This window comes from Sphingobium sp. 22B (genome assembly GCF_001580035.1).
Classification (GTDB): Bacteria; Pseudomonadota; Alphaproteobacteria; order Sphingomonadales; family Sphingomonadaceae; genus Sphingobium; species Sphingobium fuliginis.
In genome coordinates this window covers 22,103-36,400 of the sequence record NZ_LTAB01000003.1, presented here as the reverse complement: position 1 = coordinate 36,400, position 14,298 = coordinate 22,103, and the positions used below count along the sequence as shown (strand labels likewise).

15 protein-coding genes and 1 other RNA gene are annotated in these 14,298 nt (G+C 65.9%); 7 read left to right on the top strand and 9 right to left on the bottom strand.

The annotated features are described in order from the left end of the window. The first annotated feature begins 28 nt into the window (after positions 1 to 28). The 7 genes from A0J57_RS04605 to A0J57_RS04575 all read left to right on the top strand — a co-directional run bounded on the left by A0J57_RS04605 (position 29) and on the right by A0J57_RS04575 (position 6,700). Complete coding sequence (locus tag A0J57_RS04605) at positions 29 to 1,429, top strand: amino acid permease (RefSeq protein WP_044662714.1); 1,401 nt, start codon at positions 29 to 31, stop codon at positions 1,427 to 1,429. A 41-nt stretch (positions 1,430 to 1,470) separates the two neighbouring features. Then, positions 1,471 to 2,271 (top strand): diaminopimelate epimerase, encoded by an 801-nt coding sequence (gene dapF, locus A0J57_RS04600; RefSeq protein ID WP_044662715.1) that lies wholly within the window; start codon positions 1,471 to 1,473, stop codon positions 2,269 to 2,271. A gap of 1 nt (position 2,272) precedes the next feature. After that, a complete protein-coding gene (gene mtaB / locus A0J57_RS04595) occupies positions 2,273 to 3,535 on the top strand; it encodes a tRNA (N(6)-L-threonylcarbamoyladenosine(37)-C(2))-methylthiotransferase MtaB (protein ID WP_061940140.1) in 1,263 nt (420 codons plus the stop codon). A gap of 127 nt (positions 3,536 to 3,662) precedes the next feature. After that, positions 3,663 to 4,595, top strand: coding sequence for a signal recognition particle-docking protein FtsY (gene ftsY, locus A0J57_RS04590; RefSeq protein WP_025547600.1), 933 nt, complete (start codon positions 3,663 to 3,665; stop codon positions 4,593 to 4,595). A 106-nt stretch (positions 4,596 to 4,701) separates the two neighbouring features. Then, the gene (ispZ, locus tag A0J57_RS04585; RefSeq protein WP_044662717.1) at positions 4,702 to 5,352 is read left to right on the top strand and encodes a septation protein IspZ; all 651 of its coding nucleotides are present in this window, start codon (positions 4,702 to 4,704) and stop codon (positions 5,350 to 5,352) included. A gap of 172 nt (positions 5,353 to 5,524) precedes the next feature. After that, positions 5,525 to 6,139: a superoxide dismutase gene (locus A0J57_RS04580; protein ID WP_061940142.1), complete on the top strand. Its 615-nt coding sequence runs from the start codon at positions 5,525 to 5,527 to the stop codon at positions 6,137 to 6,139. A gap of 123 nt (positions 6,140 to 6,262) precedes the next feature. Beyond that, positions 6,263 to 6,700: a hemerythrin domain-containing protein gene (locus A0J57_RS04575; protein WP_061940144.1), complete on the top strand. Its 438-nt coding sequence runs from the start codon at positions 6,263 to 6,265 to the stop codon at positions 6,698 to 6,700. Positions 6,701 to 6,702: 2 nt separating this feature from the next. Here A0J57_RS04575 and A0J57_RS04570 read toward each other — a convergent pair whose 3' ends face one another. The 9 genes from A0J57_RS04570 to A0J57_RS04530 all read right to left on the bottom strand — a co-directional run bounded on the left by A0J57_RS04570 (position 6,703) and on the right by A0J57_RS04530 (position 14,262). Then, positions 6,703 to 7,041 (bottom strand): hypothetical protein, encoded by a 339-nt coding sequence (locus A0J57_RS04570; protein ID WP_025547605.1) that lies wholly within the window; start codon positions 7,039 to 7,041, stop codon positions 6,703 to 6,705. Continuing rightward, positions 7,014 to 7,562 (bottom strand): J domain-containing protein, encoded by a 549-nt coding sequence (locus A0J57_RS04565; protein WP_025547607.1) that lies wholly within the window; start codon positions 7,560 to 7,562, stop codon positions 7,014 to 7,016. Before A0J57_RS04565 ends, A0J57_RS04570 begins: the two co-directional genes overlap by 28 nt. A 100-nt stretch (positions 7,563 to 7,662) precedes the next feature. Continuing rightward, an RNA gene (rnpB, locus tag A0J57_RS04560) (RNase P RNA component class A) lies at positions 7,663 to 8,048 on the bottom strand. A 60-nt stretch (positions 8,049 to 8,108) separates the two neighbouring features. Continuing rightward, on the bottom strand, positions 8,109 to 8,807 hold the full coding sequence (locus tag A0J57_RS04555; RefSeq protein WP_025547608.1) for an N-acetylmuramoyl-L-alanine amidase: 699 nt from the start codon (positions 8,805 to 8,807) through the stop codon (positions 8,109 to 8,111). A 114-nt stretch (positions 8,808 to 8,921) separates the two neighbouring features. Then, positions 8,922 to 9,830 carry a protein-glutamate O-methyltransferase CheR gene (locus A0J57_RS04550; protein WP_235600786.1) on the bottom strand — a complete coding sequence of 303 codons (909 nt, stop codon included), beginning with the start codon at positions 9,828 to 9,830 and terminating at the stop codon, positions 8,922 to 8,924. Next, complete coding sequence (locus A0J57_RS04545) at positions 9,830 to 10,909, bottom strand: chemotaxis protein CheB (protein ID WP_025547611.1); 1,080 nt, start codon at positions 10,907 to 10,909, stop codon at positions 9,830 to 9,832. Before A0J57_RS04545 ends, A0J57_RS04550 begins: the two co-directional genes overlap by 1 nt. 67 nt (positions 10,910 to 10,976) lie before the next feature. Continuing rightward, complete coding sequence (locus tag A0J57_RS04540) at positions 10,977 to 11,342, bottom strand: response regulator (RefSeq protein WP_025547613.1); 366 nt, start codon at positions 11,340 to 11,342, stop codon at positions 10,977 to 10,979. 94 nt (positions 11,343 to 11,436) lie between these two features. Continuing rightward, positions 11,437 to 11,874 carry a chemotaxis protein CheW gene (locus A0J57_RS04535; RefSeq protein WP_044662721.1) on the bottom strand — a complete coding sequence of 146 codons (438 nt, stop codon included), beginning with the start codon at positions 11,872 to 11,874 and terminating at the stop codon, positions 11,437 to 11,439. An 18-nt stretch (positions 11,875 to 11,892) separates the two neighbouring features. Continuing rightward, the gene (locus A0J57_RS04530) at positions 11,893 to 14,262 is read right to left on the bottom strand and encodes a chemotaxis protein CheA (protein ID WP_044662722.1); all 2,370 of its coding nucleotides are present in this window, start codon (positions 14,260 to 14,262) and stop codon (positions 11,893 to 11,895) included. Between the last annotated feature and the right edge of the window lie 36 nt (positions 14,263 to 14,298).

The window sequence follows — 14,298 nt, the reverse complement described above, 5'->3', positions numbered from 1 at the left end:
TGCGCCGTGCAGAGAGGGGAATCAGGACATGGGTTGGACGCGCCGCAAGCCGATGGAGGCGATGATGCCCTCGCATGAGGGGCAAAGGCTGGCGCGCACCTTGTCCTGGCCGCATCTGCTGGCGCTGGGCGTGGGGGCCATCGTCGGCACGGGCATATTGACGCTGATCGGCGTCGGCGCGGACCGGGCGGGTCCAGCTGTGCTGCTGTCCTTCGCCATTGCCGGCGCGATCTGCGCCTGCGCGGCGCTGGCCTATGCCGAACTCTCCACCATGATGCCGGCCGCCGGCAGCGCGTACAGCTACAGCTATGTCGTGCTGGGCGAAGGCATTGCGTGGATCGTCGGATGGAGCCTGATCCTCGAATATTCGCTGGTCGTGTCGACCGTGGCGGTGGGCTGGTCCGGCTATGCCGCACCCCTGCTGACATCGGCGGGCTTCCCGGACCTGTTGACCAGGGGGCCGGAACTGGGCGGCCTGGTCAATGCGCCCGCCATCTTCATCATCGCCGTGGTCGCCGGCCTGTTGATGCTCGGCACGCATGAAAGCGCGCGGCTGAACTCGTTGCTGGTGGTGATCAAGATCGCGACGCTCAGCCTGTTCGTCGCCATCGCCCTGCCCGCCTTCGACGCCCAGAACCTTCAGCCTTTCATGCCCTTCGGCTTTGCCAAGTCGATGGCGCCGGACGGCGTCGAGCGCGGCGTCATGGCCGCGGCGGCGATCATCTTCTTCGCCTTCTACGGCTTCGACGCCATCTCCACCGCGGCGGAGGAGGCGAAGAACCCGGATCGCGACCTTGCCATCGGCATCGTCGGATCGCTGGTCGCCTGCACGCTGATCTATGTGCTCGTGGCGGCGGCGGCGGTCGGGGCGATGCCCTTCACCCGCTTTGCCGGCAGTCCCGAACCGCTGGCGCTGATCCTGCGCGAAATGGGCCAGGGACAGGTGGCGCGAATCGTCGCCATCGCGGCGGTCATCGCCCTTCCCACGGTGCTGCTGGGCTTCCTCTACGGCCAGAGCCGCATCTTCCTCGTCATGGCCCGCGACGGCTTCCTGCCGCAAAGGCTGGCGCTGATCTCCCGGCGCGGGACGCCCGCCCGGATCACCGCCGTCACCGCCCTGCTGGTCGCGATCATCGCCGGCCTGCTGCCCATTGACGAGATCGCGGCGCTGGCCAATGCGGGAACGCTGATCGCCTTCACCGCCGTGGGCGCATGCCTGCTGATCCTGCGCCGGCGCATGCCCGACATGCGGCGCCCCTTCCGCACGCCGGCCGGATGGCTGGTCGGGCTCGGCGCCATCGGCGGCTGCGCCTATCTGTTCATCAGCCTGCCGGCGAAGACCATCCTCGCCTGCCTCCTCTGGAACGCCATCGGTCTGGCCGTCTATTTCCTCTATGGCCGCAGGCGCGCCGCACTGAACGCGGGATAGGCTGGTCTTTTGCCGGCACAGGCCTTACATGCGCGCCCATCATGGGCCGTTTTTCGAAGATGCATGGACTGGGCAACGACTTTGTCGTGATCGACGCGCGGGAAACCGCGCTCGACATGACGGAGGCGCGCGCGCAGGCCATTGCCGACCGTCACGCCGGCATCGGCTGCGACCAGTTGATCCTGATCGGCAATAGCGACCGCGCCGACGTGTCGATGCGCATCTTCAACAGCGACGGCAGCGAGGTGGAGGCCTGCGGCAACGCCACCCGCTGCGTCCCCCTGTTCGTCGGCCGGGACGTGCTGATCGAGACGAAGGCCGGCCTGCTGGACGCAAGGGCCGTCGATGGCGGCGCGAGCGTCGACATGGGCGAACCGCGCCTCGAATGGGACGCGATCCCCCTCGCCTACGCCATGGACACGCTGGCCATGCCGGTAAGCTGGGAGGATCTGCCTGCCCCGGTCGCGGTCAATGTCGGCAATCCGCATGTGATCTTCTTCATGGATCGTCTGGACGGTGTGAACTTCGACCGTCTTGGGCCGCTGATCGAGCATGATCCGCTCTTCCCCGCCCGCGTGAATGTGAATTTCGCGCAGATGGTGGGCGACAATCATATCCGCCTGGTCGTCTGGGAACGCGGCGCCGGCCTGACCCGCGCCTGCGGAACCGGCGCCTGCGCGACGGCGGTGGCGGCGGTGCGGCGCAAGCTGGCGAGCGGGCCGACCACCGTGAGCCTGCCGGGGGGCGACCTTGTGATCGACTGGGCGCCGGGCGGGCACATATTGATGACCGGCCCTGCCACCCATGTCTTCGACGGCGAGGCTGACTGGGCGCGATTCTGACATGGGCGGGCCGCAGATCATCACGCTTGGCTGCCGCCTCAACATCGCGGAGAGCGAGGCGATTCGAGAGATTATCGGCCGCGAGATGCCGAACGCGCAGGATGATCTGGTCGTCGTCAACAGCTGCGCCGTGACCGCAGAGGCCGTGCGCCAGAGCCGGCAGGCCATCCGCCGCGCCCGCCGCGACCGCCCCGGTGCGCGGATCATGGTGACGGGCTGCGCCGCGCAGACGGAGCCGGAAACCTTCGCCGCCATGGCCGAAGTCGACGCGGTGATCGGCAATCGGGAAAAGATGCACCGGACATCCTATCTCCCGAACGGAGGAAGTGACCCGGTCAGGGTGTCCGACATCATGTCGGTCCGCGACACCGCTCCCCATATGGCCAGCGCCTTTGCAGAACATGCCCGCGCCTTCCTGGAGGTGCAGAATGGCTGCGACCATCGCTGCACCTTCTGCATCATCCCCTATGGCCGGGGCAACAGCCGCTCCGTCCCGGCCGGCGCCGTCATCGACAAGGCCAGGGAACTGGTCGATGTGGGTTACAGGGAAATCGTCCTCACCGGCGTGGACGTCACCAGCTACGGCCCGGACCTGCCGGGCGCGCCGTCGCTCGGCCTGCTGATCGAACGCATGCTGAAGGGGGTGCCCGACCTCCCCCGCCTGCGCCTTTCCTCGCTCGACAGCGTGGAGATCGACGAGCGGCTGTTCGACATCCTCGCCCATGAGCCGCGCATGATGCCGCATCTGCACCTGTCGCTCCAGGCGGGCGACGACATGATCCTGAAGCGCATGAAGCGCCGTCACAGCCGCGCCGACGCCGTGCGCATCGTGGAACGCCTCAGGGCCGCCCGTCCGGAGATCAGCATCGGCGCCGACATCATCGCCGGCTTTCCGACCGAGGACGACGCCATGTTCGAAAACAGCCTCAGGCTGGTCGAGCAATGCGCCATCGTCCATGGCCATGTCTTCCCCTATTCACCGCGCGCAAATACCCCGGCCGCCCGCATGCCGCAGGTGGAGCGGGCCACCATCAAGGCCCGCGCCGCCCGGCTGCGCGCCGCCTGCGGGGCGCAACGGGAACGCTGGCTCCAGAGCCTCATCGGTTCCACCCAATCCGTGCTGGTCGAACGCAACGGGCTTTCCGGACATGCCGAAAATTTCGCCCCGGTGCGTTTCGCGACCCCGCAATCGCCCTCCTCCATCGTCCATGCGACCATCACGGCCCTTGAGAATGGCGCGCTGATCGCGCAAGAGGCAGCGTGAGAGACAATCATTTTTCCGTCATTCCCGCGCAGGCGGGAATCCATCTCCGGGCTCCGGGCCGTTCCGCCTGGTGCACCCCATGGGAGATGGATCCCCGCCCGCGCGGGGATGATGCTGGTGGATAGACATGGCTGAAACATCCTGGCGCGATCGCCTCTTCGGCGGCCTCAAGCGCACTTCCGACAAGCTGGGCGAGAATCTCACCGGCCTCTTCTCCAAGGCCGCGCTCGACGAGCAGACACTGGACGAGATCGAGGAAGCGCTGATCGTCAGCGACCTGGGTCCGGCCATGGCCGCCCGCGTGCGCGACCGCCTGTCCGAAGGCCGCTACAACCGCGAACTGACCGAGGATTATCTGCGGGAGATCATCGCGGAGGAGATCGAGAAGGTTCTCGCCCCGGTCGCGCGCCCGCTGGAGATCGAGGCTTTTCCGCGCCCTCAGGTGATCCTGGTCATCGGCGTCAACGGTTCCGGCAAGACCACCACCATCGCCAAGCTCGCCAACCTCTTCCTCGAACAGGATTATGGAGTGATGCTGGCGGCGGGCGACACCTTCCGCGCTGCCGCCATCGGCCAGCTCAAGGTCTGGGCGGAACGGCTCGGCATCCCCATCGTCGCGGGCAAGGAAGGCGGCGACGCGGCGGGCATCGTCTTCGACGCGGTGAAGCAGGCGACCGCCACCGGCATCGACGTGCTGATCGTGGACACGGCCGGGCGCCTGCAGAACAAGACCGAACTGATGGACGAGCTGGCCAAGATCCGCCGCGTGCTCGGCCGGTTGAACCCGGCGGCGCCGCATGACGTTGTGCTGGTGCTGGATGCCACCACGGGACAGAATGCGTTGAGCCAGATCGAGGTCTTCAAGGAATTCGCGCAGGTGACGGGCCTCGTCATGACCAAGCTGGACGGCACGGCGCGCGGCGGCGTGCTGGTCGCCGCGGCGGAGAAATATCGCCTGCCGATCCATGCCATCGGCGTGGGCGAGAAGATCGAGGATTTGCGGCCGTTCGACCCGGGCGACATGGCGCGGGCGATCGCGGGAACCGCCTATGCGCGGTGATCGCTTCCCCTTCGTCATGCCGGCGCAGGCCGGCATCTCTGGCCTCCGCGGCTCGACCCGGCCGCACGAGATCCCGGCTCCCGCCGGGATGACGGAGTGAACATATATGGCTGACCCGAAAAAACCGACCCATGGCGGCAATCTCAGCCTCGCGCTGGACTTCGGCCCTCTCCTCGTCTTCTTCCTGACCTACAAGGGCGCGGGCTGGCTCTGGGGGCCGGGCAACCCCATCACCGCGATGATGTTCGGCACCGCCGCCTTCATGGCCGCCATCGTCGTCGCCGTGATCGTCTCGAAGGTGAAGCTCGGCCGCGTGTCGCCCATGCTCTGGCTATCGGCGCTGCTGATCCTCTTCTTCGGCGGCCTCACCATCTATTTCCGCGACCAGAGCTTCATCCAGATCAAGCCGACCATCATCTACGCCTTCTTCGCGCTGATGCTGTTCGCCGGGCTGATGCGGGGCAAGGCGTTGCTCAAATATCTCCTCCAGGCGGCCTATGACGGCCTGACCGAGACAGGCTGGCGCAAGCTGTCGCGCAACTGGGCCCTTTTCTTCGTCGCCATGGCGCTCGCCAACGAAGTCATGCGACGGACCATGAGCTTCGATAGCTGGCTGGCCGTCAAGGTGTGGGGCGTGACCATCGTGTCGGTCGTCTTCGCTGCCGCCAACATCCCCATGCTGATGCGCCACGGCCTGGACCTGGGCGAAAAGCTGGACAGTGACGAGATCGGTGAAACCACCCCGCCCCAGGGTTGAATCGGCCGCCTAATTAAGATCGTTTCGCAATAGGCATATATCTGTTTTCATGGCCGCCGGGGGCGCATATGGGAGGGGCGCGGAGGCGTCCACGCCCCGACAGGACCATTGAACCAATCGACCGCACCATCCGTTCTGCGGCCGACCCATAACGAACCCGAGGAGTTCCGCCATGGCCTTTGTTCTTCCCCCCCTGCCCTATGCCAAGGATGCCTTTGGCGACATTCTGACCGCCGAAACCTTCGACTTCCACCATGGCAAGCACCACAATGCCTATGTCGTGAAGGCCAATGAACTGGTCGCCGCCGACGCCTCGCTCCAGGGCAAGTCGCTGGTCGAGCTGATCAAGTCGTCCAAGGGCGGCCTGTTCAACCAGGTCGGCCAGATCTGGAATCACACTTTTTACTGGCAGTCGCTGTCGCCGACCAAGACCGCGCCGTCCGGCCAGTTGCTCGACCTCATCAACGAGGGTTTCGGCTCGGTCGACGCGCTGATCGAAAAGCTGAAGGCCGAAGCCGTCGGCCATTTCGCCAGCGGCTGGGCCGCGCTGATCCTGAAGGAAGGGAAGCTGGAAGTCACCAGCTACCATGACGCGGACACGCCCGTTGCGCATGAGGGCCATCAGCCGCTGCTGATCCTCGATGTGTGGGAACATGCCTATTATATCGACTATCGCAACGCGCGCCCCAACTATGCCGACCGCGTCCTCAAGGAAGCGATCAACTGGGACTTCGCCGCGCAGAATCTGGACGGCCAGGGCGTCAGCCGCGCCGACCAGCCGGCCTGAATGGAGGGCGCCCGCCGCGTGGACTGCGCGGCGGGCGGACCGCTCAAGCCTTTGTGAAGTCCGCACAACCGTTTCTTAACCCCGCGAGCGGAATATGCCGGGCGGGGACGAGGAAAGCGGTGCATGGACCTCGACAAATTGCAGAAGCAGCATGATGAGATAGAGGCGATGGCCGCCCGCTTTCATCAGGCGATAGCGGACGAAAGCGTTCCGCAAAGGCTGGGCCCGCTGCGGTGGCAGTTCGCCCGCCTGCTGATGGCGCATCTGGCGCTGGAAGACCGGATTTTCTATCCCAATATGCAACGGCAGCCGCACGAAAAGCTGCGCGGCACCGCGGCGCGACTCGAAAGTGAAATGGCGCCCATCGCCAGCGACTTCGCCGCCTATATGACGCGTTGGAGCGATGATCGGATCGAACGCGAATGGGCGGATTTCTGCCGTGAAACCCGTGCCATCCTGGCCAGCATCCTGAACCGGCTGCACAAGGAAGAAGGGCTGCTGATGCCCTTGCTGTCCGACGCGGGGCTGATCGATTCGGCCCGGATCAGGCGCGCAGGCTGAATTCAGCCTTCCTTTGCCGGAACGAGGCCCAACGCCTGGGCCAGTTCATCCAGATCGGCGCCCGGCCGCACCAGCAACCAGTCGCGCGATTTTGCGCCGTCGACGACTGTCACCGCACCCTTGGGACAGATGCCGAGGCAATTGACCTCGACGATCCCAGCCGCCGCCTTGCGCCCCTTTTTCAGAGAAAGATGCCGGCGCAGCGCCCGGGCCAGCCGCTCGTCCCCGTCCCGGCCGAAACCGCCGTCCAGCTTCTTCGAACATTTGCGGCAGACCAGCACCGCATGATCCCAGTTCGACCGGACGCGATCCTTCAATCCGCCCGCTCCCGCGGTTTCCACGTCCGCCGCTCCTCCGCCGCCCGCAGCACTTCATAGGCAGCCTGGATCGTCTGGAAACGCACGGCCGCCTGCGCGTCGCCGGGCTTCACATCGGGATGATATTCCTTGGCAAGGCGGCGCCAGCTCTTCTTCACGGCCTCGAAATCGGCGTCATCCTCCAGCTCCAGCGCCTGCAGCGCATGCAACTCGTCGCGCGAGCGGCTGCCGTCACCCGGCCCGCCCCAACCATGATAGGCGCTGTTCTGATAACCGCCCGCGTCACGCCGCTCGGCACGTTCGCGCTGCTCCCGCTCTTCCTGGTCCAGGCCCTGAAAATAGTCCCAGTTGCGGTTATATTCCGCTGCATGGTCGGTGCAGAAATACCAGCGTTCGCGGCTGTTGGGCGATTTGGGCGCGGGGCAGTCGCCCGGCCGGTCGCAGCCATGCCGGTCGCACAGGCGCACCTGCTGCGCCTCACGCGATGCGCCGTAGCTGCGCCAGCGGGGAAAGCCCCAGTCATTGGATCGGCTGCTTCTTGCCATGGTTCCAAATTAGGCAGGCCGCAGGCGGAACGCCACCCCCGGCAGCCGATGAAATTGCCGTTATTTTAAATCCTCCCCATCGGCAGATGGGAAGGATTTAAATGCCAGAGAGCCTGTAAGCCGGGTTCTGTCCCCCTCTTGCGAAGGGTGGCGACCATTCCTCTAGGGGACGGATCGCTCCGTCCCTCAAGCAACCAACCCGGGCGGTCTCAGCCGAAACTGGCCTAGCAGCCGAAACTGCGCGCCGCCCCTATTCGGTCTTGCTCCCGGTGGGGTTTACCGTGCCGCCTTGCGTTGCCGCAGGCGCGGTGCGCTCTTACCGCACCCTTTCAATTTCGCTGAGCCGAAGCTGTAGCGACCTGCTTTCTGTTGCACTGTCCCTTGGATCACTCCAGCCGGCCGTTAGCCGGCACCGTCATTTCGTGGAGCCCGGACTTTCCTCGCCGTGGAAGTTACCCGCCACGCCGCGGCCGCCCGGCCCTCTGGCAGAGGGGCCTATACACAAGTCCGGCGCCCCCGTCATCCCCGTTTGGGCGTCGTCCCCGTTCAGTCGTCGCCCATCGGCTTGGGCAGCAGCAACGCCAGCAGGATCGCCCGGCACTCGCCATCGATGATTCCATCGATCAGTTCGGGCCGGAAGCGACGCTGGAACGCGACCACCGCCGCCTGCGGCTCCGCAATGTCGTATCCGAAGCGCTCCAGCGCCAACATGAAGCCGCCGTCGCTCCAATGCGGGTCCATCAGATTCTTGGTCGGGCGCGGCAGGGCCAGCCGCAGACGCGCCAACTGGCCCCAGGGGAACAGCTCGCCGGGGTCCTGCTTGCGGGCCGGGGCGACGTCGCTATGCCCGACGATGTTGCCGCGGGTGATCCTGTGCCGCTGCACGATCTGGTGGATCAGCGGGATCAGCGATCCCATCTGCGCGTCCGGAAAGGGCCGATAGCCCCATTCATGCCCCGGATTGACGATCTCGATACCGATGCTGGCCGAATTGATGTCGTCGATGCCGCGCCAATGGGCGCGGCCGGCATGCCAGGCGCGCTTTTCCTCATCCACCATGCGGATGACCTGCCCATCCTCCGTCACGACATAATGAGCGGATACCTTGGATTCCGGGCTGGCGAGCCAGTTGATCGCGGTCGCGGCATCGGCCATCCCGGTATAGTGCAGCACCAGCATGGAAATCGGCAGGCTGCGCTCGTCAAAATTGGGCGACGGCGTGTCGATCATCGGGAAGTCGTTCATCGCCAAGGGCCAGTCACTCGCATTCGTCCGTCAGCGCCTTCGGGCGCGCGGACAGACCATGGCCGACAGCGGCAGACCAATCAAGCAGGGCGCGGTATTTTCCCGCCGGGACGATCAGACCGCCCGGCGCATCGCTCCGCCCGATTGCGCCGCGGCGTCGGCGCGGCGTCCATAGCCGCCGCGGAATTCGGCATGGGGGACGAAATCCTCGCTATGGCCGATCACCGTCTCGCCCGCGCCCAGCAGCAGGACAGAGCCCGCATGGCTGTGCCGGGCGAGAAGACGCAGCACGCTCTGGCGGCGTTCGGGCGTGAAGTAGAGAAGCACGTTGCGGCAGAGCAAAAGGTCATATTCGCCCTGGGGCGCATGCGCGTCGAACAGATTGTCCGTGCGGAAATCGATTATCTGGCGCAGGGCCGAATTGGCGCGCCAATCGTCGCCCGAAGGGTCGAACCATTTGAGCAGGTCCCCCACCGGCAGGCCCCGCTGCACATCCATCTGCGTGAAGATGCCCGTCTTCGCCTGCGCTATGGCGGCGGTGGAAATATCGGTCGCCAATATCTCGATCCGCCAGCCGCGCCAGCGCGCCATGTCGTTGCAAAGCTGGATCGCCAGCGAATAGACCTCCTGCCCGGTCGAACAGCCCGCGCTCCAGATACGCAGCGTCCGGTCCGATCGCTGCGCATGGATGCGCGGCAGGATATGGCGGTGGATCATGTCGAATATCTGGAGATCGCGGAAAAAGCTGCTCTCATTGTTGAGCAGCGCGTTGACCACGTCATTTTCCAGCATCGCATCCTTGTGCCCCATCAGCCGGGACGCAAGTGCATCCATGTCGCTCAGCCCATGGGCCCGCAGCACAGGTTTCAGCGCCGTCTCCATCCGCCAGGCCCGGCTTTCGGACAGGATCTGACCGGTGCGCGCTTCCAGCAGGCCGGAAAAGATGCGCGCCGCCCCGCGCATGGGATCGGCGGAGGAAACGGAGCCGGACAGGAGGGGGTCGGCCGAAGGAGGCAATGCCATCAGTTTCTGTTCTTTCCTCTTCGCGCCACGAAATCCATGATCGCATGGGGTTCCAGCAGGGCGCAGTTCAATCCTTCTCCGGCGACCGATCCGGGCATGCCCCAGACCACGCTGCTCGCTTCGTCCTGCGCCACGATCCATCCGCCGGCCGCCACTATGTCCCGCGCACCCGCGGTGCCGTCCCGCCCCATGCCCGTCAGCACCACGCCGGCCGCGCCAGCGCCATAGGCCTGGGCCATGCTGGCGAACATCGGGTCGACGCCGGGCAGATTGCCGGTCGGCGTGCGCTGCGGATTGAGCACGACGGACACCCGAGCATAGAGCCCCCGCCGAAGCTGGAGATTGGCGTCCCCCGGCGCGACATAGACGATGTCCGGGGCCAGCAACTCGCCCTGCTCCGCCACCTTGACGCGCAGGGACGTCATCCGCCCCAGTTGCTGGACGAAATAATGGGTGAAGCTGGCGGGCAGATGCTGGGTCAGCAGGATCGGCACGCCCAGCGGCGCGGCCAGTCCCGCGAAAAGCTGTCCTAGGGCATGGATGCCGCCGGTCGATGCGCCGATGCCCAGGCAGGCGAGCGGCTGGGCCGCCTGCTCCGGATCGGCCCGCAGCGGCGGCCGGACCGCCACAGGCATGGCTTCGCCGCTGAACAGGCGCGACAGGCGGTCGATCAGGGCCTGGGGGAAGTGCTCACCGAAGCTGCCGCTTCCCGGCTTCGCCAATATGTCGCTCGCGCCCAGCGCCAGCGCTTCGACCGCCGCGGCGCTCCCCTCCTCGCAATTGCCCGACAGGATCACGACCTTGGCGCGCGGATTGGTCCGCAGGATCGCCGGCAGCGCCGTAAGGCCGCTCTGTCCCGGCAATTCTATGTCGAGCAGGATCAGGTCGACCTCATGGTCCCGCAAATAGCCCAGCGCATGTTCGGCGCTGTTGGTCTTGTGCGTGACGGAAAACCGCCGGTCGGCGTTCAATATCCGTTCGATGACCGTCCTGACCACGACCGAATCGTCGACGATCAGGGTACGCAGCGCCCTGTCCTCGTCGCGGCTGCTGGCCATGATCGGCACGTGAACGGTCATCGAGGGAAATCTTTCTGAACAAAATCGGGGAGGTCGATCGAAGATCGCTCGATCCGAAGCGCTACGCCTAGATGACGCCGACGATCGTCAGCTTGCTTTCCAGCGTTTCGCGGTCGAACGGCTTCATCACATATTCGTCCGCGCCGGCTTCGACGGCGGCCTTGATATGGCTGATGCCGTTTTCCGTGGTGCAGAAGATGATCTTGGGCCGCGCGGACAGATTGGCGTCCGGCAACGCCTGGAGGAATTCCATGCCGCTCATCACCGGCATGTTCCAGTCCAGCAGGACCACGTCCGGCACGGACGTTTCGCATTGCGTAAGGGCGTCACGCCCGTCGACCGCCTCGCTCACCGAAAGATCGAGCGATTCCAATATATGGCGGGCAACTTTGCGGATGACCTTCGAATCATCCACGACCAGGCAGTTTTTCATAGAGCGTCCCTTGTTTTGCGTCCCATCGTCACAAGCCTTAACCGGCAAAGGCGAGGATTTGGTAAACGCCGGTACGAGATCGTGCGATCTGGCGTCATGCCGCCTGGGCGACGGTGCCGGCCTCGATGAAGCCGCTCAACGACACCAGCAGATAGGGCTGGCCCTCATGCTCCACCAGGCCGCGGGCATAGGGCGCCCAGGCGGCATCGAGCTGGCCCCGCAGCGGCAGTTCGCCCTCCGGCACCTGGCAGATGTCGTGCACGGCATCGACCATCAGCCCATAGCTGTGGCCGCTGATGTCCGCGATGATCGCGAAGACCCGCCGCTCCATGGGCGTCGGCCGCCCCCGGACCAGCGCGGCGACGTCGATGACGGTCAGCACCCGGCTGCGCAGCGCGGACAGCCCGGCGACATGCGCGCCCATGCCCGGCACCGGCGAGATGTCGGTCAGCTTGACCACCGCCTCCACCTCCCGGGTTTCGACGGCGATCCTCGTGCCCGCCAGCGTGGCGAAGAGGTAAAGCTGGTTCATGCGGCTATTTCTCCGTTCCTATCGCCGCGATCCGGCAAGCGCGGCCATCAGCGCGTCCTGATCGTAGCGATAGATGCTGCTGTCCTGGGGTCCGGCGGGTCGCGGCGTGGCGCGCAGATGGACGATGCGGCAGCCCAGCAATTCGCTCGCCTGGGAGGCGTCCGATCCGGTGAACAGCACCACATCCTGCGGATCGACCGCTTCGTCGGCGGGCAGGCCCATCACCACATCATGCCCGGCCTGGCGGAGCAGCGGCGCCAATATCTCGCGCGTCCAGCCATCTTCGCTGTCGGCCAGCAGGCAGCGGCCGCCGCTCCGTTCCGCGACCGGCTCCTCCGGCAGGGCGGCGAACAGGGCGAAGGGATTGATCACCTCCAGATGCTCGCCATCGATCACGGCAACCCCGCTCAACAGCCCATGCATCGCGACCATGTCCGGCACGGCGGGCATTTCCACGATGTCGAGCACCGCGGCAACCGGATAGCAGGCCTCCCTCGCGCCGTCGCGCAGGCGGAGCGCGGCGACCTTCTCCTCGGAAAAGGCATGATGGCCGTTGGCGACCGGCACCAGCCGCCCGTCCAGACGCACGAAGCCGCGTCCGCCCGACCGACCGAACAGCCGGGCGTCTATGTCCTCGACCCGCTCGATCAGCGACAGCTTCAGCAAGCGCCGCTCGCCCGAATATTCCTCGAACCGCAAGGCGGGCACCATCTCGACACCGCCCTGCGCCTCCTCATCCTCCCCGGCCCGGCGGGCCGCATGATCGTCGATGATGTTGGGCAGGCGCGCCGCATTGGCGAGGCCCGCCGCGTCCAGCAGCAGCATCGGCTTGCCATTGTCGGGCAGGGTCATGCCGGCATAGACGCCCGACGCCATCACCAGCGGCGATGCGGGACGGATCACCAGTTCCTCATGATTCTCCACCGCCGACACGCCCATGGCGAAGGGCACGCCGGTCGCGGAACGCACGACCATCACGGCACGCGGCCCGGACTGCGCGACCCGCTCCATGCCCAGCACGTCTTCCAGATCGATCATCGAATGGCGGATGGAGCGGATCGTCGCGATCTTGGCCCCGCCGACCTGCGCGATGTTCAGCGTCTCATTGTTGTCATGCAGGATTTCCACGACGGCAGCGCGGGGAATCGCGAAATGCAGGTCGCCGGCCCGCACGATCAATCCCGGAATGATGGTCAGCGTCAGCGGCACCCGCAAGGTGATGGTCAATCCGCAGCCGGGCCGGTTGTCGAGCGCGATGACGCCGCCGATCCGCTCCACATTGGCGCGGACCACATCCATGCCGACGCCGCGCCCGGAAATGGCCGTGACCTGACTGGCGGTCGAAAGGCCAGGATGGAAGATCAGGTCGAGCTTCTCCGCCTCGCTCATCCGCGCGGCTGCTTCCGGCGTCAGGCGGCCCGCCGCCATCGCCTTGTCGACCAGCCGGCCGGTATCGATGCCCTGCCCGTCATCGGAAATCTCGATGACGATCTGGTTGCCCGACTGGCGCGCCTCCAGCTTCAGCCGCCCCGCTTCGGGCTTGCCCAGCGCCCGGCGCCTTTCCGGCGTTTCTATGCCATGGTCGATGCTGTTGCGGACGATATGGGTGAGCGGGTCGACCACCATCTCCACCATTTCGCGGTCCATTTCGACATCGCCCCCCTCAAGGCTGAGGTCGATGCGCTTGCCCAGGTCCCGGCCGAGATCGCGCACCATGCGCGGGATGGCCGTGAACAGGCGGTCGACGCGCTGCATCCTGGTCTTGGAAATGGCGTCGCGCATGTCCGCGACGCAGGTCGACAGTCTTTCGAAGGCGCTTTCCAGTTCCGGATCGCCCGACCGCTCGCGCAGCTTGCGCGACAGCTCGTTGCGGGCCAGCACCATGTCGGACACGCCGTTCATCAACTGGTCGATCAGCGACAGGGGCAGGCGGATCGTGCGCGGCGCCGATTGCCCGCCGGAAGCGCGCGCGACGGCGACGGACGCCGCCGGCGCCTCGCCCTCATCCGGCGCGGACGCTTCCTTCTCCGTCAGGGCGGCGATCAGATAATCGTCATTCTCCTGCGGCAGCGCAGCGCCGATGGCGACCGCCTCGGCCAGTTCCGCGATCCGGTCCATGATGCCCAGAACGGCGCTGACGGTGGCAGGATCGGCAAGGCGCTTGTCCGCCCGGATTTCCGACAACACATCCTCAGCCGCATGGCTCAGCCGTTCGAAACGCGGCAGGTTGAGGAAGCCGCAGCTCCCCTTCACCGTATGGAAAAAGCGGAAAATGGCGTCCAGCCGGTCGCGGTCCGTGGGGTCGGCTTCCCAGGCGACGACCTCCCCCGCCAGCGCCTCCAGCGTTTCCTGCGTTTCCGATATGAATTCCTGGAGTAGCTCGTCCATTCCACCGCCTCATGGGATAGGCGGCGGACCATGGCG